Below are 18,551 nucleotides of genomic sequence, written 5' to 3' on the forward strand. Positions count from 1 at the left end.
GGGCCGTGGGGGAGTCTTTCGTACATCTGCACGTGCACACCGAGTATTCGATGCTCGACGGTGCGGCGCGCCTGGGGCCGCTCTTCGGCGAGGCGGCGCGGCTCGGGCAGCCGGCGCTCGCCATGACCGACCACGGGAACATGTTCGGCGCGCACGACTTCTACCACCAGGCGACCCGCGCCGGGATCAAGCCGATCCTCGGCGTGGAGGCCTACCTGACGCCCGGCACCCACCGCCGCGACCGCACCCGCGTGCGCTGGGCCGACGGCGGCGAGAACGACGTCTCCGGCGGCGGCGCATACACCCACCTGACACTCCTCGCCGCCGACGCCACCGGCCTGCGCAACCTCTTCCGGCTGTCGTCCCGCTCCAGCCTGGAGGGCTACTTCTACAAGCCCCGCGCCGACCGGGAGCTGCTGCAGGAGCACGCCGGGGGCGTCATCGCCACGACCGGCTGCCCGTCCGGAGAGATCCAGACCTGGCTGCGCATCGGCGACTTCGAGCGGGCCTGCACCGCCGCGGGGGAGCTGCGCGACATCTTCGGCGCCGGCAACCTCTACCTGGAGCTCATGGACCACGGCCTCGGCATCGAGACGCGGGTCCGCGCCGACCTGCTGCGCCTCGGCAAGCGGCTCGGGCTCACCCCGGTGGCCACCAACGACCTGCACTACACGTTCGCCGGCGACGCCGACGCGCACGAGGCGCTGCTCGCCGTGCAGTCGGCGACGACGCTCGCCGACCCGAAGCGCTTCAAGTTCGACGCCCGCGACTTCTACCTCAAGTCCGCGCAGGAGATGCGCCGGCTCTGGGACGCCGAGGTCCCCGGCGCCTGCGACGCCACGCTGGAGATCGCGGCGCGCATCGGCGACTACGCCGAGGTCTTCGTCCCTCGCCGCCTGATGCCGAGCTTCCCGGTGCCGCCCGGCGAGACGGAGGACTCACACCTGCAGGCCGACGTCGCCCGCGGGCTGGCCCGGCGCTTTCCCACCGGCGTGCCCGAGCCGCACGCCCGCCAGGCGGAATACGAGCTGTCGGTGATCACCGGCGCCAGCCTCGCCGGCTACTTCCTCGTCGTCGCCGACCTCGTCGCGCACGCCCACCGCGAGGGCATCCGCGTCGGGCCGGGGCGCGGCTCGGCGGCCGGGTCCCTGGTCGCGTTCGCGCTCGGCATCACCGAGCTCGACCCGCTCGCGCACGGGCTGCTCTTCGAGCGGTTCCTCAACCCCGAGCGACCGAGCATGCCCGACATCGACATCGACTTCGACGACCGCCGGCGCGGCGAGATGATCCAATACGCCACCGAGCAGTATGGCGCCGACCGGGTGTCGCAGATCATCACGTACGGGACGATCAAGGCCAAGGCGGCGATCAAGGACGCGGCCCGGGTGCTCGGCTTCCCGTTCTCCCTGGGCGAGCGGATCAGCAAGGCGGTCCCGCCGCCGGTGCTCGGCCGCGACATGCCGCTGTCCGGGGTGTTCGACCCGGCGCACCCGCGGCACAAGGAGGGCGGCGAGCTGCGCCGGCTCTACGAGTCCGAGACCGAGGTGCGCACGGTCGTCGACACCGCCCGCGGCCTGGAGGGGCTCAAGCGGCAGTGGGGCGTGCACGCGGCCGGCGTCATCCTGTCCCGCGAGCCGCTGCTCGAGGTGCTGCCGATCCAGCGCCGCGAGCAGGACGGCGCCATCATCACCCAGTGGGACATGGGCGCCTGCGAGGCCATGGGCCTGCTCAAGATGGACTTCCTCGGGCTGCGCAACCTCACGATTCTCGACGACGCGCTCGAGGCGATCCGGCACAACCGCGGCGTGTCCCTCGCGATCGAGGACGCGCCGCTGGACGACGGGCCCACCTACGAGCTGCTATCGCGCGGCGACACGCTCGGTGTGTTCCAGTTCGACGCGACGCCGGTGCGCCAGCTGCTGCGGGCGATGGCACCGGACGGCTTCGCCGACATCTCCGCCGTCGGCGCGCTCTACCGGCCCGGCCCGATCGCCGCCAACGCGCACAACGAGTATGCCGACCGCAAGAACGGCCGGCGCCCGGTCACGCCGATCCACCCCGAGCTGGCCGAGCCGCTCGCCGACATCCTCGGCGACACCTACGGCCTGATCGTCTACCAGGAGCAGGTCATGGCGATCGCGCAGCGCGTCGCCGGCTACACGCTCGGCGCCGCCGACCGGCTGCGGCGGGCGATGGGCAAGAAGAAGAAGGAGATCCTCGACGAGGAGTTCACGCTGTTCGCGCCGGCGATGCGCGAGCGCGGCTACTCGGAGGGCGCGATCCGCACCCTCTGGGACATCCTCGTGCCGTTCTCGGACTACGCCTTCAACAAGGCGCACAGCGTGGCCTACGGCCTGGTGGCCTACTGGACGGCGTATCTCAAGGCCAACTTCCCCGCCGAGTACATGAGCGCATTGCTCACCTCGGTCGGCGGCGACAAGGACCGCTCGGCCGTCTACCTCGCCGAGTGCCGGCACATGGGCATCCGCGTGCTGCCGCCCGACGTCAACTCCTCGCAGGGCCGCTTCGCCGCCGACGGCCCCGACATCCGCTTCGGCCTCGGCGCCGTCCGCAACGTCGGCGGTGCCGCGGTCGAGGCGATCATCCGGGCCCGGCGCGAGAAGGGCGCCTTCACCGACTTCTACGACTTCCTCGCCAAGGTCGACCAGGTCGTGTGCAACCGCAAGACGATCGAGTCGCTCATCAAGGCCGGCGCCTTCGACTCCCTCGGCCACTCGCGCCGCGGCCTGCTGAGCATCCACGCCGACGCCCTCGACGCCGTCATGGGCGTGAAGCGCAACGAGGCCATGGGCCAGTTCGACCTGTTCGGCGCCCCGCTGATGACCGCCCCGCCGGTCCCGGCGATGGAGTGGGACAAGCCCGAGCGCCTCGCCTTCGAGCGCGAGATGCTCGGCCTCTACGTCTCCGATCACCCCCTGCGCGGCCTGGAGCACATCCTGCGCGCCGCCGCCGACCGCCCGATCGCCGCCCTGGTCGAGGAGGGCACGGTCCCCGACGGCGCCGTCGTCCGCCTGGCCGGCATCCTGTCGGGCGTCCAGCGCAAGGTCACCCGCCAGGGCCGCCCCTGGGCGTCGGCCGTCCTGGAGGACCTGGACGGCAGCGTCGAGGTCATGTTCTTCCCGGACACCTACGAGCTGGTCGACCAGTGGGTCGCGGAGGACGCGGTGGTCGCGGTGAAGGGCCGGGTCGACCGCCGCGAGGAGGCCCCCCGCCTGATGGCCATGGACCTGACCCTCCCCGACCTGACCCTGCCGCCGCCCTCGTCCTCGGCTTCGTCCTCGTTCGGGCCGTCGTCATCGCCGGGTGCTGCGGGTTCGGCTCCTTCGACGGATCCGCTCGATTCAGGAAATGTGGCGACCCCGGCGGATCTATCCGATTCGGGTCACTCGCCGGGATCGGGGTCCGTCGCGGACTCACTTGCCGGATCGGCCGCCGCGCCTGGCAGGATGGGATCGTGAGCATCGCCCCGATTTCGCCCGTCGAACAGCCGATGGCCCCCACCGCCGCGGCCAGCGTGCCTCGCGGCCGCGAGCTGCTGTTCGCCCTGCTCGTCGCGGTGGTGGTCTTCGGCCTGGGCGCCCCCTTCGGCCTGTTGTGGTCGAAGCTCGCCCCTCACGTGGAACTGGTCCAAACGCAATACGGCCCCTACCCGATCGAGGGCGAGCCCGAAGGCTACTGGGCCGACGACGGCTACTTCCTCCTGATGTCCATCGCCATGGGCATCCTCATCGCCGTGGCCGCCTGGTTCCTGCTCCGCCGCTACCGCGGCCCGATCCTCCTGGCCGCCCTGGTGGTCGGCTCCGCCGCCGCCTCGGTCCTGGCCGCCTGGCTCGGCAACAAGATCGGCTGGTCCTACTACGTCGACCAGGTCAACCACGCCCCGGTCGACACCCACATCTTCCGCCCGGTCAAGCTCCGCACCGGCACATCGAGCCTCTACCTGGGCTTCATCCCCTGGGTCCGCGGCACCATGCTGGTCCAGGCTCTGTCCGCCGCCGCGGTCTACACCGGCCTGGCCGGCTTCCACGCCTCCCCGACGCTCCGCTACGACAACATGCCCGCGGAGTACCTGGACCCGCAGTTCCGGCCGACCGCCGAAGGCCAGGCCGGCCTCGGCCAGGACCCGCAGGCGGCCCCCTACCCGCCTGCGCCCAACGGCCTCTACGCCCCCACGGACTCGCAAGGCGCCCAGCCCTGGCCCGCGGGCCCGGCCGGTTCCGGCGGTGGCCAGCCCTGGCCCGCGGGCCCGGACGGCGCCGAACATGCCCCGGCCGGTTCCGACGGCGGCTATCCCGGGTTCGCGGGTTCGGACGACGCCCAGCCGACGCTCGGCGGCTCGTTCGACGGTCAGCCTTCCGTCGCGGGTCCGAACGGTGCCCAGCCTGCAGCGGCCGGTTCGAGCGACGGCCACCACCCGATCGCCCGGGGCGTGCCCGGCACGACCGGGGGCTGGCCGAGCGCCGCCGCCAATCCGACGCATGCGGCCGCGGGTTGGCCCTCGGCTACCCCGGAATCGGCCACGGAGCCGGAGCCTCCGTCCGCCGAGGCCCCGCGCAGCTGACCCGCCTTACCGAGTTCGACTCTCGTTCGAGTGCCTGCCTCGGTAGGGCGTGCACCCGCGGTCAGGACCGGAAACACTGAAACTCGACCCCGACCGGTGCCGGCCGGGGTCGAGTGTTTCGTCGATCGATGGGAGCGCTGCCGCACGGCTCGGCGAGCGACGAAGGGCGAGGCTCAGTTCGGGCTGGAGGGAACCGCCAGGTCGCCCAGGGCGACGGGGACGGCGCGGACCTGGCCGAGCAGGGCGGCCTCGCGGCGCAGCAGGGCGCGCTCGGCCTTGAGGCGGCTGATCGTGTCGGGCTCGGCCAGCAGTGACTGGCGGTCCTCCAGGGTCAGGGAGGCCGTCGCGGCGACGAGGTAGGACAGGACCGTCGGGTCGTCGGGCAGTTGCTCGCCGTCGTCGTCGGCGCGTACCGCGCGCAGGTAGTCCTGGTAGGCGGCGAGCACCCCGGCCGCCAGCTCGCTCTCGCGGTCCGGCTCGCCCTTGGGCTCGGGGAGCCACTCGACCTCGCCGGTGAGGTACGGGGTGTCGTTGCGGGCCAGGCCCAGCAGGCGGAAGCGGCGGCGGCCGACGGTCATGAGGTCGAATCGGCCGTCGGGGAGCTCGGTGATCTGCCTGATCTCGGCGGCGCATCCCACCTCGTACAGCGACAGCGACTCGCCGGCGGTGATCGCCGCGTCCGTCGACTCGGTCTGCCGGCCGACCTCCCAGCCGCGGCGGATCGCCACGACACCGAACTCCCGGGGGAGGTCCGCCGGGAGTTCGGTGAGGTGCTGCACGAGGGTGCGGTACCGCGGCTCGAACACGTGCAGCGGCAGCACCAGGCCGGGGAACAACACCGTGCCGAGCGGAAAGAGCGGCAGGAGCGTTCGCGTGCGCTCCGGATCGTTCGGTGCCTCCACGAGCCGAAGCGTAGCCGAGCTTGCGCCCGGCGGCCCTCAGGAGAGGGTCTTGAAGAAACTCCGGACATCGGCGACCAGCACATCGGTGGCCTCGTGCGCGGCGTAATGCCCGGCCGCGTCGTTCCCGCCGGTCGTGGGTGCGGCCGGGGACTCGGGGTAGCCGTACGCGTGCCACTGGACGATGTTGGCGTGGTCGCGTTCGGCGAAGCGGCGGATCGACTCGAAGTCGCCGAAGAACATTGCGAGGCCGGTGGGGGTGGTGGTCGGGGTCTCGGGCTTGCCGGTCGCGTGGGCCTCCTCGTAGTAGAAGCGCATCGACGAGGCCGCGGTGCCGGTGAACCAGTAGATGGCCACGTTGGCGAGCACGAAGTCCGCGTCGAGGGTCTCGCCGAAGAGCTGCGACTGCCACGCGAGCAGGCCGGCGGGGGAGTCGGCCAGCGCGAACGCCAGGGTCTGGGGTTGCTGGCTCTGCAGCACGTTGAAGGACATCTTGTTCTCGTAGAACCACTGCAGCTTGGCCAGCGCGCGCTGGCCGACGTCGGTGAGGTCCTGGAATTCGGCGGGGTCGCCGCTGGGGAACGAGAACAGCTGCGTCACGTGCACGCCGATCACCCGCTCCGGCGCCAGGCGGCCCTGCTCGGGGGCGATCATCGAGCCGGCGTCGTTGCCGACCGCGCCGAACCGCTCGTACCCGAGGCGGGACATGAGCTCGTTCCACGCTTTTGCCGTCCGGTACCGGTTCCAACCCCGCCCGCGCGTCGGGCCGGAGAACCCGTAGCCCGGCAGCGACGGGATGACCAGGTGAAAGTCCTTCGACAGCGGCTCGATGGCGTCCAGGTACTCCACGACGGAGCCCGGCCACCCGTGCGTGAGGATCAGGGGCAGGGCGTCCGGGTTCGCGGAGCGCACGTGCAGGAAGTGGATGGTCTCGCCGTCGATCTCGGTGAGGAACTGCGGATACGCGTTGAGCCGCGCCTCGACCGCACGCCAGTCGAACTCCTCCAGCCAGTACCGCGCGAGCTCCTCGACCCGTCCCCGGGCCACTCCGTACTCGTCGCCGACGCCGTCGAGCTCGTTCGGCCAGATCGTCCGCTGCAGCCGCGCCCGCAGCTCGTCGATCGCGGCCTGCGGCACCTCGACCCGGAACTCCTTCATGACATCCTCCGCTGCTAGCCGGAACGGAACGCTTCATTCCGTTGTCTCGAGCATAGCAGAACGGAATGCTCCGTTCCAATAGGCGTCCCGGGCGGATCGCCCTCGCCGGCGGCGGTGCGATCGTCGGCGAGGGCGACATGGCGGTGCGCCTCACGCGAAGCGTGGAAGCGGGCGGGCCGGCGGTGCGCTGTGAAGCGCGGAGGCGGGCGGGCCGGTGGTGCGCTGTGAAGCGCGGAGGCGGGCGGGCCGGTGGTGCGCTGTGAAGCGCGGAAGCGGGGGGCGACGGTGCGCTGCGAACCGCGGAAGCGGGGGCGGCGGTGTGCTGCGAACCGGATCGGAACAGTCCGTTCCGGTGGTATGGTGTGGGTCATGACCACACCGCTTCAAGGGCGTAAGCGCGAGGCCGCCCGCAATGACGGCGCCATCCTCGCCGCGGCCCGTGACGTGTTCATCGAGGACCCGAAGGCGCCCATCTCCGCCGTGGCCGAGCGGGCCGGGGTGGGCATCAGCGCGCTGTACCGGCGCTATGCGGGCAAGGAGGACCTGCTGCGCACCCTGTGCCACGACGGGCTCAAGGCGTTCATCGACGCGGCCGTCGACGGTGGCGACATGAATGAAGGCTGGGACGCGCTGACGACCTTCCTGCGCAACGTCGTCGACGCCGACGTCCATGCGCTCACCGTGCACCTGGCGGGGACCTTCACGCCGACGCCCGAGATGGGGGCCGACGCGGTGCGGGCCAACGAGCTCGTCGAGCGGCTCGTCGCCCGGGCGCACGCCGGCGGGCGGCTGCGGGCCGACTTCGTGCTGGCCGACGTGACGCTGCTGTTGGAGGCGTGCGCGGCGATCCGGCTGCCCGACCGCGATCGCAGCGTCCAGCTGCGCCGGCGCTACCTGGCGCTGGCCATCGACGGGATGGAGCGCGACGACGCCGATCCGCTCCCAGGGCCGGCCCCCGAGCCGGCCGAGACCAACTGGCGCTGGGCGAAGGCCCGGCAGAACGCCCAGCCCTAGGGCGATGGCGACGCAGGTAACAGCGGCAAGAAGCGGACAGACCGCCAGGCGGGACGGGGACGCATAACCGCTGGCGGCGCCGAATAGACTCGCAAGGGTGTTGAACCGGATCGACCTGCGCGGCTCCGCCGAGGACCCGCGCCGTCTGCTGCCCCGAGCCGCCATCGACGTCACCGTCGCCACCGAGCAGGTGCGTCCGACCGTCGAAGCAGTGCGCGAGCATGGCGCGAGCGCGATCCGGGAGGCCACCCATCGCTTCGACGGCCTCGAGGTGAAGCAGCTGCGGGTGCCCACGGAGGAGATCGAGCGGGCCGAGGCCGAGCTCGAGCCCGCCGTCCGGGCCGCGCTGCTCGAGTCGATCGCCCGGGCCCGGAAGGTGCACGAGGACCAGCGCCGCACCGAGGTCACGACGGTGCTCGGCGAGGGCGGCACGGTGACACAGCGGTGGCTGCCGGTCGGGCGCGTCGGGCTGTATGTGCCGGGCGGCCTGGCCGTGTATCCGTCGAGCGTGGTCATGAACGTCGTTCCGGCGCAGGCGGCGGGGGTCGAGTCGATCGCCGTGACGAGCCCGCCGCAGAAGGACACGGGCCTGCCGAACCGGAACATCCTGGCGGCGTGCGCGCTGCTCGGGGTCGACGAGGTGTACGCGGTGGGCGGCGCGCAGGCGATCGCCATGTTCGGCTACGGGTTCAGCGACGAGGAGCCGGCGTGCGCGCCGGTCGACATGATCACCGGGCCGGGCAACATCTGGGTGACGGCCGCGAAGCGGATGCTGCGCGGGACCGTCGGCATCGACGCCGAGGCGGGGCCGACCGAGATCGCGATCCTGGCGGACGACAGCGCCGACCCGCGGCACGTGGCCGCGGACCTGATCAGCCAGGCGGAGCACGACCCGCTGGCGGCGAGCGTGCTGGTCACGACGTCGGTGGAGCTCGTGGACGCGGTGGACGCCGAGGTCGCGCGGCAGGTCGCGGCGACCAGGCACATCGAGCGGGTCACCGAGGCGCTGAACGGGCCGCAGTCGGCGACGGTACTGGTGGGCGACCTCGCGCAGGGGCTGCGGGTCGTGGACGCATACGGCGCCGAGCACCTGGAGATCCAGACCCGCGACCCGCGGGCGGTGGCCGAGCGGGTGCGCAACGCCGGCGCGATCTTCGTCGGCGCGTGGTCGCCGGTGTCGCTCGGCGACTACTGCGCGGGCTCCAACCACGTCCTGCCGACCGGCGGCTGCGCCCGGCACTCGTCCGGGCTGTCGACCCAGACGTTCCTGCGCGGCGTGCAGCTCATCGAGTACTCGCACGACGCGCTCCAGCAGGTCGCCGGGCACGTGGTGGCGCTGTCGGACGCCGAGGACCTGCCGGCGCACGGCGCCGCGGTGAAGGTGCGGTTCAACGGATGACGACGCTCGACGACCTGCCGCTGCGCGACGAGCTGCGCGGCATGACCCCGTATGGCGCGCCGCAGCTCGACGTGGCCGTGCGCCTCAACACGAACGAGAACTCTTATCCGGTACCGGATGCGGCCGTTGCGGAGATGGAGAAGTCGCTTTCCGCGGTGTTGCGCGATCTCAACCGGTATCCGGACCGGGACGCCGTTGCGCTGCGCACGGACCTGGCGACGTACCTGGGGCACGGGCTGACCTGGAAGGACGTGTGGGCCGCCAACGGCTCCAACGAGATCCAGCAGCAGCTGCTGCAGACCTTCGCCGGGCCAGGGCGCACCGCGCTGGGCTTCACGCCGTCGTATTCGATGCATCCGCTGCTGGCCGCCGGCACGGGCACGGCGTGGGTCGACGGGCGCCGCGGCGAGGACTTCGAGCTGACCGCCGAGCACGCCGTGGCGAAGGTCCGCGAGCACCGGCCGGACCTGGTCTTCCTGTGCTCGCCCAACAACCCGACCGGCACCGCGCTGCCGCTGGACGTCGTCGAGGCGGTCGCCGAGGCCGCCGAGGGCATGGTCATCGTCGACGAGGCCTATGCGGAGTTCGCCCGCAAGGGCACGGTCTTCGCCCTGAGCCTGCTGCAGCGGTACCCCCGGTTGGTCGTCACCCGCACGATGAGCAAGGCGTTCGCGCTGGCCGGCGGGCGGGTCGGCTACCTGGCGGCCAACGCGGCCGTGGTCGACGCGGTGCAGCTGGTGCGGTTGCCGTACCACCTCAGCGCCATGACCCAGGCGGTCGCCCGCGCGGCGCTCGCGCACACGGATGCGCTGCTGTCGACCGTGGACGCGGTCAAGGAGCAGCGGGACCGCATCGTGGCGACGCTGCGCGGCTGGGGCCTTCCGGTCGCCGACAGCGACGCCAACTTCGTGCTGTTCGGCGCGCCGCGCGGCGACAGCAAGGGCGTGTGGCAGGCCCTGCTCGACCGGGGCGTGCTGATCCGCGACGTCGGCCTGGCCGGCTGGCTGCGCGTGACCGCGGGCACGCCCGAGGAGACCAGCGCTTTCCTGAATGCACTCGAGGAGCTGTTGTGAGCGGTTTGGAGCGAAGCGGCGTGGCAGGGTTTCAGCTCACGACGGTGCCGGAGCGAAGCGCAGGTGCCGTGAGCCGTACCGCCCGGATCGAGCGCGTCACCAAGGAGACCAAGGTCCTGGTCGAGCTCGACCTCGACGGCACCGGCGTCGGGGAGATCTCCACCGGCGTGGGCTTCTACGACCACATGCTCAACCAGATCGCCAAGCACGGCGGGTTCGATCTTCGGGTACAGACGGTGGGGGATCTGGAGATCGATGCCCACCACACCGTCGAGGACACCGCGCTCGCGCTCGGCGCCGCGTTCGCCGAGGCGCTCGGGGACAAGGCCGGCGTGACCCGGTACGGCCACGCCCAGGTCCCGCTGGACGAGGTGCTCGCCTCGGCGGTGGTCGACCTGTCCGGCCGGCCTTACGTGGTGCACGACGAGCCCGCCAACATCGCGCCGCACATCGGCGGCAACTACCCGACGAGCCTGACCCGGCACATCTGGGAGTCCTTCGGCCACTCGGCGCGGGTCACGCTGCACGTGAGCATCCTGCGGGCCGGCCGCCACGGCGCACAGCCCGACGCGCACCACATCGTCGAGGCGCAGTTCAAGGCCGTCGCCCGGGCGCTGCGCCAGGCGTGCGCGATCGACCCCCGCAACGCCGGCGCGGTGCCGAGCACCAAGGGCGCGCTGTGAGCATTCTGCTGCTCGCGCTGGCCGGGCTGTTGCTCGGCGGGGCGCTGTCGCTGCGCCAGCAGAGCAAGTCCAAGGTGCCGTTCGTGATCACGCTGGTGCTGGCCGCTCTGTCCGCGGCCGGCGGGCTGCTGTGGCTCTGAGAGAGGGGGAGTATCCGTGGCGAAACGAGTGGTGATTCTCGACTACGGCTCGGGCAACCTCCGCTCGGCGGAGCGGGCCGTGGCGCGGGTCGGCGCGGACGTCGAGGTGACCTCGGACCTGGGCAAGGCGGCGCGGGCCGACGGCCTGGTCGTGCCCGGCGTCGGCGCCTACGCGGCGTGCATGGCCGGCATTGAGGAGCTCGGCGCCGGCCCGACGATCGCCGAGCGGGTCCGCGCGGGCGCGCCGGTGCTGGGTATCTGCGTCGGCATGCAGATCCTGTTCGACTCCGGCGAGGAGCACGGCGTGGTCACCAAGGGCCTGGGGCTGGCGCCCGGCACGGTGACCCGGCTGCAGGCGCCGGTCGTGCCGCACATGGGCTGGAACACGGTGACCTGGCCGGGCGACTCGGTCCTCGGCGCGGGCCTGCCGGCCGAGACCCGCTTCTACTTCGTGCACTCCTACGCCCCGACGGTCATCGACGCGCAGGCCGAGGCCGGCGTGCGGGTGGCCACGGCGGTGCACGGCGAGCCGTTCGTCGCCGCGTTCGAGACCGACGTGCTGCGCGCGACCCAGTTCCACCCGGAGAAGTCCGGCGACGCGGGCGCCACGCTGCTCGCGAACTGGCTCGAAACCCTCTGAGCACGTGAGCAAGGAGAGGGCGAAGCGACGCGCGCTGCTGGAGGCGGAGCGCGCCGAACGCATGCGCCGCCACGAGCGCAAACGCGTGCGCCGGGCCGCAATGCGGCGGCTGGTGCCCAAGGTCCGCGTCGGGCGCACCGGTAAGCTTTTCGCTCGCCGGTCCCGCGCGCAACGGGCCGTCATCCTCACCATCGTGCTGGTCGTCCTGGCCCTGGTCTGGCTGCTCATCGACTCCTGGCCGGCCCGGATCGGCATCAGCGCGATCGTCATCGTCGCCACTCCGGCGCTAACCGTGCTCGTCCTGGACCGAAGGATCTGAACTCTCATGGCTCTGCAGCTCCTGCCCGCCGTCGACGTCGCCGACGGCCAGGCGGTCCGTCTCGTCCAGGGCGCCGCCGGCAGCGAAACCACCTACGGCGACCCGCTCGAGGCCGCGCTGGCCTGGCAGCGGCAGGGCGCGGAGTGGATCCACCTCGTCGACCTCGATGCGGCATTCGGGCGGGGCTCCAACGCTGCGCTGCTCGCCGACGTGGTGCGACGCCTCGACGTGCAGGTCGAGCTCTCCGGCGGCATCCGCGACGAGGCGTCGCTGAAGGCCGCGCTGTCCACCGGCGCGACCCGGGTCAACCTGGGCACCGCGGCGCTGGAGAACCCGGACTGGTGCGACCACGTCTGCGCCACCTACGGCGACCAGGTCGCGGTGGGGCTGGACGTGCGGGGTCACCAGCTCGCGGCGCGCGGCTGGACCAAGGAGGGCGGTGACCTGTTCGAGGTCCTCGACCGGCTCGAGAAGGCCGGCTGCGCCCGTTACGTGGTGACCGACGTGATGCGCGACGGCACGCTGACCGGCCCCAACCTGACCCTGCTGCTGGAGGTCACCGGCCGGACGAAGAAGCCGGTGATCGCCAGCGGCGGCGTGTCGAAGCTCGACGACCTGCGCCAGCTGGCCGCGCTCGAGCCGGCCGGGGTCGAGGGCGTGATCGTGGGCAAGGCGCTGTACGCCGGAGCCTTCACCGTCGCCGAGGCGCTGCAGGTGCTGGAGGAGTCCGAATGAGCGTCGCGGTGCGGGTGATCCCTTGCCTGGACGTTGACGCGGGCCGGGTTGTGAAGGGCGTCAACTTCCTCAACCTGCGCGACGCCGGCGACCCGGTCGAGCTGGGCGCTGCCTACGACGCCGCCGGCGCCGACGAGCTGGTCTTCCTCGACGTGACGGCCTCCGCCGACGGGCGCGCGACGATGCTGGACGTCGTCCGGCGTACCGCGGAGACGGTCTTCATCCCCCTCACCGTCGGCGGCGGCGTGCGCAGCGTCGGGGACGTCGACACGCTGCTGCGCGCCGGAGCGGACAAGGTCGGGGTGAACACGGCCGCGATCGCCCGCCCGGAGCTCATCGCCGAGATCGCGCAGCGCTTCGGCAACCAGGTCCTCACGCTGTCGCTCGACGTGCGCCGGGCCGAGGGGCAGCCCAGCGGCTTCGAGGTGACCACGCACGGCGGGCGCCGCGGCGCGGGCCTCGACGCCGTCGAGTGGGCGGCCCGGGTCGCCGAGCTCGGGGCGGGCGAGATCCTGCTCAACTCGATGGACGCCGACGGCACCAAGGACGGCTTCGACCTGGAGCTGATCGAGGCGGTCCGCGCGGTGGTCGGCATCCCCGTCATTGCCAGCGGCGGGGCCGGCAAGGTCGGCGACTTCGCACCGGCCGTCGCCGCCGGCGCCGACGCCGTGCTCGCCGCGAGTGTGTTCCACTTCGGCGAGCTGGCGATCGGTGACGTCAAGGTTGCCCTGCGCGAGGCCGGGCACCCGGTTCGCTAGTCGGCCTTCTTTCCGGCGGCGACGGCGATGCCGACGATCCAGCCGACGAAGAGGCCGTAGCCGGAGGCGGCCGCGGCCGCGTTGAGGGCGCCCAGCATCGTCGGGTCCGAGACGAGGAACGCCGTGGTGAAGGCGGCGAGGGCGGCGCCGAAGATCAGCGAGGCCCAGCCGATGACGAACGCGCCCCCGCCGCCGGCCACGGTCTTGGCCGACACGGACAGCACCAACGCAACGAAGAGGATCACCAGCAACGCCCGCAGGTCGTTCGCGAGCAGCTCCCGGGCCGCGCTGCCGGAGCCGTCGCGCGGGCTGATCCACCACCGCGGCCAGGCGAGCATGCGCAGGAAGAATCCCCAAACGGTCGACCCGTCACTATGGCGGTCGACCCATTCCGTGAAGATCTGGTTGCCGAAGATGAGCACCAGGAGCAGCGTCGCCAGGATGCCGGCGCCGGTCGCCGTCCGGGAACGGAAGAGGGCCATAGCAATGAATGTAAGGGGCGGCCCGAAAACCCGCAGAAGTGAATATGATGAATGAACGCCTCGCGGTCCAGGGGGCCCGGACGAGACGCCTGAACTGGGCTAAACCACGTGAATGACGTCCCGCCCGGGCACCCACTCGGGTAGGTCCAACCCGGGGACGGCCGGGCTCGCCCGGTGCCGCCAGGCGTCCTGCAGGGCCGAGACGGTGGCCCCGATCGCCGGGCGCACCGCGGCCGCCGCGCGCCACGCGACGGAGACCCGCCGGGCCGCCTCCGGGGTGACCGGCCGGGCCACGACGCCGGCCGGCAGCGCGGTGCGGGCCAGCCGCGGCACGAACGCCACCCCGAGCCCCTCGGCGACGAAGGTCAACTGCGTCTCGAACTCGTTGACCAGGATCGACGGCTGCAGGCCGGGCAGCATGCGCAGCAGCCACTCGTTGCAGACGGTGCCCGGCGTCGCGCCGATCCAGCGCTCCTCGCGGACCTCGTCGAGCGTGACCGGCCCGACGCCGCGGGCGAGGGGGTGCGCGGCCGGCAGCATCAGGTCGCCGACGTCCAGGCCCAGCTCGACGCTGGCCACGCCCGGCGGGTAGGTCACCGGGATCTCCAGCCACTCGTCGATGAGGGCTACGTCGATGATGCCGCGCAGGATGCCGTCGAAGCTCGACTCGCGGTCGGTCTCCAGCAGCGTCGGCTCGAGGCCCGGGTGGTCCGCGGCGAGCCGGCGCAGCGCATGGGGCAGCAGCCCGCGGCACGCGGTCGGGAACGACGACACGCTCAGGCGCCCCGACACCGTCTCCTGGTGCGCGGCGAGCGCCGCCTCGGCCTCCTCGACCGCGGCGAGGACCCGCCCGGCGTGCTCGGCGAGGACCCGGCCCGCCTCGGTGAGCCGCAGCCGCCGCCCGTCCTTCTCCACGAGCGTGGTCTTCGTCTCACGCTCGAGCTTGGCGATGTGCTGGGAGACCGCCGACGGCGTGCAGTGCAGCGCGCCCGCGGCGGCCGTGACCGTGCCGAACGTCTGCACCGCGCGGAGCGCCTGGAGCCGCGAAAGGTCAAGCATGAAGCAATGCTAAAACAACAATGCAGAACTTTTCGATGGTACTTCAAGTTCGGCGGGCCAATCATCGAGGCATGAAACCTCGCGACCTCGCCCTGGCGATCGTGGTGACCGTCATCTGGGGCGTCAACTTCGTGGTCATCCACGTGGGCCTGTCGAGCATGTCGCCGCTGCTGTTCTGCGCCCTGCGCTTCGGCGTCGCGGCCCTGCCCGCGGTGTTCCTGGTCGGGCGGCCGCAGGCGCCGTGGCGCTGGGTGATCGCCACCGGCATCGCGCTCGGCGTGGTCAAGTTCTCCCTGCTCTTCGCCGGGATGGCGGCCGGTCTGCCGTCGGGGCTTTCCGCGTTGGTACTGCAGAGCCAGGTCGTCTTCACCCTCGTCTTCGCCACCGTCCTGCTGCGCGACCGGCCGGGCCCGCGGCGCGTGGCCGGTGTCGTGCTGGCCGGCGCCGGCATCGTGCTCATCGCGACGCAGCTCGGCCTGGACCGCCCGCTCGGCGCGTTCCTGCTGGTCGTGGCGGCCGGCGCCGCATGGGGCCTGGCGAACGTCGCCATGCGCAAGGCCTCCGCGCAGAACATGCTCAACTTCATGGTGTGGGTCAGCGCCGTCGCCACCCCGCCGCTGATCCTGCTGACGCTGACGGTCGACGGCCCGGCGTACGTCTGGGGCGCCCTGAAGGGCCTCGACCTGGTCGCCGTCGGCGCGATCGCCTACATCGCCTACCTGTCGACACTGCTCGGCTTCGGGGTCTGGGGCAGGCTGATCGCCCGCTACGGCGCCGGGACCGTCGCGCCCTTCGCCGCCCTGGCGCCGATCTTCGCGATCCTGTCCTCGGCGCTGTTCCTGCACGAGGACATCCACTGGTACGACCTGGTCGGCGGCGCGGCGATCCTCGGCGGCGTCCTGCTGGGCGCGGTCGCCCCGCGCAAGGTGGTCCCCGAAAGCGAGCGGGAATTGGACTTGCCCGCCGAGCCGGTGCATGCCAGTCTGAGGCCAATCGGTCGAGTGTGAAAGCCAATTAGGGGGGGACTGGCCTTGTCAGCGATCGTCCGGGGCGCCCAACTGGCCCGCATGCTCAACGCCTGGCAGGTCGCGGTCGGGGTGCGCGGCCCCGCCGGGCGCCGGCCCGAATACGTGGTGCTCGCCAACGCCGTGCGCGGCCTGCTCATCGACGGCCGCCTGGCCCTGGGCGTCCGGCTGCCCGCCGAGCGCGAGCTCGCGGCGGCGCTGGGCATCAGCCGTACCACCGTGACCGCCGCCTATCGGGAACTGCGCGAGAGCGGGCACGTGTCCAGCCGTCGCGGCGCCGGGAGCTGGACCGAGCTGCCGGCCGGGCACCGCGTCGGCACCTCCGGGCTGTGGACGCCCAGCGACGACGCCGGCCTGATCGACCTCGGCTGCGCGGCGATGCCCGCGCCGCCCGAGGCCGGGCCGGCCGCCGCCGAGGCCGTCGCCGACCTCGAGCCATACCTGTGCGGCCCCGGCTACCAGCCCTCCGGGCTGCTCGTGCTGCGCGAGGCCGTCGCACGCCAATACACCGAGCGCGGCCTGCCGACCGAGCCCGACCAGGTCATGATCACCGGCGGCGTGCAGCAGGCGCTGGACCTGTTGCTGCGCCTGCTCGTCGCGCCCGGCCAGCGCGCCCTGGTGGAGACGCCGACCTACCCCAACGCGCTGAGCGCCTTCGTCGCCGGCCGGGCGCGGATCAGCGCCTACGCGATCGGCCCCGACGGCTGGGACGCCGACCTGCTGCTGTCGACGGTGCGCGCGGCGCAGGCGCGGGTGGCGTACCTCATCTCGGACTTCCACAACCCCACCGGCCACCTCATGCCGGCCTCGCTGCGCGAGCGGCTGCCCTCGACGGCACATGCCGCGGGCACCGACCTGATCATCGACGAGTCCTTCGTCGACCTGGCGCTGGAGCCCGAGCTCGCCGAGGGCGGGATGCCGCCCGCCGTGGCCGCGTTCGACCGCACGGCCCGGGTGCTCACGATCGGCGGCATGAGCAAGGCGTACTGGGGCGGCCTGCGCATCGGCTGGGTGCGCGGCCCGGCGCCGCTCATCGCCCGCCTCGCCGCCGCCCGCGTCGGCGTCGACATGGCCTCGCCGGTGCTCGACCAGCTCGTCGCCGTCCGGCTGCTGCAGCGGCGCGACACGATCGTCGCCGCGCGGCGCAAGCAACTGCTGGTCCAGCGCGACACGCTCGCCGAAGCGCTGCGCGCGCAGCTGCCCGAGTGGCGCTTCGTGCTGCCCCGCGGCGGCATGGTCATCTGGGCCGAGCTCGACGCGCCGGTGTCCAGCGCCCTGGCCCGCTCGGCCGAGGAGCTGGGCGTGCGCGTCGCGCCGGGCCCGCGCTTCGGCGCCGACGGCACCATGGAGCGCTTCATGCGCCTGCCGTTCACGCTGCCGGAGGCGGACCTGGTCGAGGCGGTGCGCCGGCTCGCCGAGGCCCGCAGCGACCTGGACCGCCCGCGCCGCCACTCCTGGGCGACACCGGCGGTCGTCGCCTGATCGTTCCTATGCCACCTTTGATGCCACGGCGATGCCGCGGCCGTTGAGCGCTTGTCGGGAGCGCGATCGTCGCCCGGCCGTTCTTACGCCACGGCGGTTGAGCGTTTGTCGGGGGCGCGATTGTCGCTCGGCCGTCCTTACGCCACGGCGATGCCGCGGCCGTTGAGCGTTTGTCGGGAGCGCGATCGTCGCTCGGCCGTCCTTACGCCACGGCGATGCCGCGGCCGTTGAGCCGCAGGAGGGTCGGCTCGGGCTGGCCGCCGCGCGGGGCCTCGGCGACCATCTGCCGCAGGTGCTGCGCGGCCGGCGAGCCCGCCGCGGCCAGGAACGCGCAGTCGGCGTCGGTGATGGCGACGACGAGGTCCTCGCTGCCGACGATCTGGGCCATCCGCGCGCCGAAGCCGGGCAGCGCGATCGCCGAGGCGGCGAACCCGCCCTCGCGGCTCACGCCGAACACCTCGCCGTCGTTGTAGGCGTTGATCGACAGGCCCTGCGTCAGCGACTCGGTCGCCGCCGCCAGGCGCTCCTCGAACGGGGTGTCGCCCAGGCCGGCCCGGGTCACGTGGTTCATGCCGATCGTCCCGCGCGGGGTGGGCGCGGCCACGGCGACCGTGACGACGAGGGCGCCGGGGACGATTTCGCGGTACGGCAACATCTGCAGCATCTCGGCCGCCGTCCGCGGGCTCCAGAGCACCGGCACCAGCTGCCCCTGCTCGTCGACCTCGCGCATGCGCCGCTCGGCCTCCGCGCGCTCGATCGTGGCGCGGGCCTCGGCGAACGCGGCGTCCCATTGGCCGTTCGCCGGGCGGGAGAAGGAGTACGTGAGCTTGGCCCGAGGGAAGGCCTTCGCGATGAACACGTTGTCGGCCAACGAGGGCTCCCACTCGCTGTACAACTCCATGACCTCGCCCGGCGCGGCGTTGTGCTCGCGCTGGACCATGGCCCACGCCTGGCGCACGGCGTCGTCGTCGCGGGTGCGGCCGTGCCCGGTCACGATCGTGCCGCCTTCGCGCTGCAGCCGGAACGCCACCATGTTCATGGACGGATCGGTAGTCATCCGGGCGCTTTACCCATGTCCCGTATTTCTGGCAGACCCCCGAACG

The 18,551-nt window shown here is 72.5% G+C and carries 18 protein-coding genes; 13 read left to right on the forward strand and 5 right to left on the reverse strand.

Annotation, left to right across the window (positions count from 1 at the left end; genetic code table 11):
• Positions 1 to 5 precede the first annotated feature (5 nt).
• Together dnaE and ABD901_RS28725 are read left to right on the forward strand one after the other, a co-directional pair.
• Positions 6 to 3,479 carry a DNA polymerase III subunit alpha gene (gene dnaE, locus ABD901_RS28720; protein ID WP_345131140.1) on the forward strand — a complete coding sequence of 1,158 codons (3,474 nt, stop codon included), beginning with the start codon at positions 6 to 8 and terminating at the stop codon, positions 3,477 to 3,479.
• On the forward strand, positions 3,476 to 4,582 hold the full coding sequence (locus tag ABD901_RS28725) for a DUF2567 domain-containing protein (protein ID WP_345131142.1): 1,107 nt from the start codon (positions 3,476 to 3,478) through the stop codon (positions 4,580 to 4,582). The genes dnaE and ABD901_RS28725 overlap by 4 nt, the downstream gene beginning before the upstream one ends.
• A 173-nt stretch (positions 4,583 to 4,755) precedes the next feature.
• Here the strand turns inward: ABD901_RS28725 and ABD901_RS28730 are convergent, their stop codons facing one another.
• Entirely contained in the window at positions 4,756 to 5,484 is a 729-nt protein-coding gene (locus ABD901_RS28730) for an LON peptidase substrate-binding domain-containing protein (protein ID WP_345131144.1), read from the reverse strand.
• A 36-nt stretch (positions 5,485 to 5,520) separates the two neighbouring features.
• Positions 5,521 to 6,639: an epoxide hydrolase family protein gene (locus tag ABD901_RS28735; RefSeq protein WP_345131146.1), complete on the reverse strand. Its 1,119-nt coding sequence runs from the start codon at positions 6,637 to 6,639 to the stop codon at positions 5,521 to 5,523.
• Positions 6,640 to 7,008: 369 nt separating this feature from the next.
• Between ABD901_RS28735 and ABD901_RS28740 the strand changes: the two genes are divergently transcribed.
• From ABD901_RS28740 to hisF, 9 genes are all read left to right on the forward strand, one after another.
• On the forward strand, positions 7,009 to 7,653 hold the full coding sequence (locus ABD901_RS28740) for a TetR/AcrR family transcriptional regulator (protein WP_345131148.1): 645 nt from the start codon (positions 7,009 to 7,011) through the stop codon (positions 7,651 to 7,653).
• Between the two features lie 97 nt (positions 7,654 to 7,750).
• Complete coding sequence (gene hisD / locus ABD901_RS28745; RefSeq protein ID WP_345131150.1) at positions 7,751 to 9,052, forward strand: histidinol dehydrogenase; 1,302 nt, start codon at positions 7,751 to 7,753, stop codon at positions 9,050 to 9,052.
• Positions 9,049 to 10,125: a histidinol-phosphate transaminase gene (locus ABD901_RS28750; RefSeq protein WP_345131152.1), complete on the forward strand. Its 1,077-nt coding sequence runs from the start codon at positions 9,049 to 9,051 to the stop codon at positions 10,123 to 10,125. Before hisD ends, ABD901_RS28750 begins: the two co-directional genes overlap by 4 nt.
• A 68-nt stretch (positions 10,126 to 10,193) precedes the next feature.
• Entirely contained in the window at positions 10,194 to 10,808 is a 615-nt protein-coding gene (hisB, locus tag ABD901_RS28755; protein ID WP_345131154.1) for an imidazoleglycerol-phosphate dehydratase HisB, read from the forward strand.
• Entirely contained in the window at positions 10,805 to 10,948 is a 144-nt protein-coding gene (locus ABD901_RS28760) for a hypothetical protein (RefSeq protein WP_345131156.1), read from the forward strand. Before hisB ends, ABD901_RS28760 begins: the two co-directional genes overlap by 4 nt.
• Positions 10,949 to 10,964: 16 nt before the next feature.
• Positions 10,965 to 11,588 carry an imidazole glycerol phosphate synthase subunit HisH gene (hisH, locus tag ABD901_RS28765; protein WP_345131158.1) on the forward strand — a complete coding sequence of 208 codons (624 nt, stop codon included), beginning with the start codon at positions 10,965 to 10,967 and terminating at the stop codon, positions 11,586 to 11,588.
• A 4-nt stretch (positions 11,589 to 11,592) separates the two neighbouring features.
• On the forward strand, positions 11,593 to 11,907 hold the full coding sequence (locus tag ABD901_RS28770) for a hypothetical protein (RefSeq protein ID WP_345131160.1): 315 nt from the start codon (positions 11,593 to 11,595) through the stop codon (positions 11,905 to 11,907).
• Between the two features lie 6 nt (positions 11,908 to 11,913).
• Positions 11,914 to 12,642: a bifunctional 1-(5-phosphoribosyl)-5-((5-phosphoribosylamino)methylideneamino)imidazole-4-carboxamide isomerase/phosphoribosylanthranilate isomerase PriA gene (priA, locus tag ABD901_RS28775; RefSeq protein WP_345131162.1), complete on the forward strand. Its 729-nt coding sequence runs from the start codon at positions 11,914 to 11,916 to the stop codon at positions 12,640 to 12,642.
• Entirely contained in the window at positions 12,639 to 13,400 is a 762-nt protein-coding gene (gene hisF / locus ABD901_RS28780; protein WP_345131164.1) for an imidazole glycerol phosphate synthase subunit HisF, read from the forward strand. Before priA ends, hisF begins: the two co-directional genes overlap by 4 nt.
• On the opposite strand, the gene ABD901_RS28785 is transcribed toward hisF, so the two are convergent.
• Together ABD901_RS28785 and ABD901_RS28790 are read right to left on the reverse strand one after the other, a co-directional pair.
• Complete coding sequence (locus tag ABD901_RS28785; protein WP_345131166.1) at positions 13,397 to 13,882, reverse strand: hypothetical protein; 486 nt, start codon at positions 13,880 to 13,882, stop codon at positions 13,397 to 13,399. The genes hisF and ABD901_RS28785 overlap by 4 nt on opposite strands.
• Positions 13,883 to 13,981: 99 nt before the next feature.
• Positions 13,982 to 14,941 (reverse strand): LysR family transcriptional regulator, encoded by a 960-nt coding sequence (locus ABD901_RS28790; RefSeq protein WP_345131168.1) that lies wholly within the window; start codon positions 14,939 to 14,941, stop codon positions 13,982 to 13,984.
• 71 nt (positions 14,942 to 15,012) lie between these two features.
• Between ABD901_RS28790 and ABD901_RS28795 the strand changes: the two genes are divergently transcribed.
• Both ABD901_RS28795 and yczR read left to right on the forward strand, forming a co-directional pair.
• A complete protein-coding gene (locus ABD901_RS28795) occupies positions 15,013 to 15,948 on the forward strand; it encodes an EamA family transporter (protein ID WP_345131170.1) in 936 nt (311 codons plus the stop codon).
• 24 nt (positions 15,949 to 15,972) lie between these two features.
• Entirely contained in the window at positions 15,973 to 17,448 is a 1,476-nt protein-coding gene (gene yczR / locus ABD901_RS28800) for a MocR-like transcription factor YczR (RefSeq protein ID WP_345131172.1), read from the forward strand.
• 202 nt (positions 17,449 to 17,650) lie between these two features.
• Here yczR and ABD901_RS28805 read toward each other — a convergent pair whose 3' ends face one another.
• Complete coding sequence (locus ABD901_RS28805) at positions 17,651 to 18,505, reverse strand: hypothetical protein (protein ID WP_345131174.1); 855 nt, start codon at positions 18,503 to 18,505, stop codon at positions 17,651 to 17,653.
• Positions 18,506 to 18,551 lie beyond the last annotated feature (46 nt).

Source organism: Dactylosporangium darangshiense, from assembly GCF_039537565.1.
In the GTDB taxonomy this organism is placed as follows: Bacteria; Actinomycetota; Actinomycetes; order Mycobacteriales; family Micromonosporaceae; genus Dactylosporangium; species Dactylosporangium darangshiense.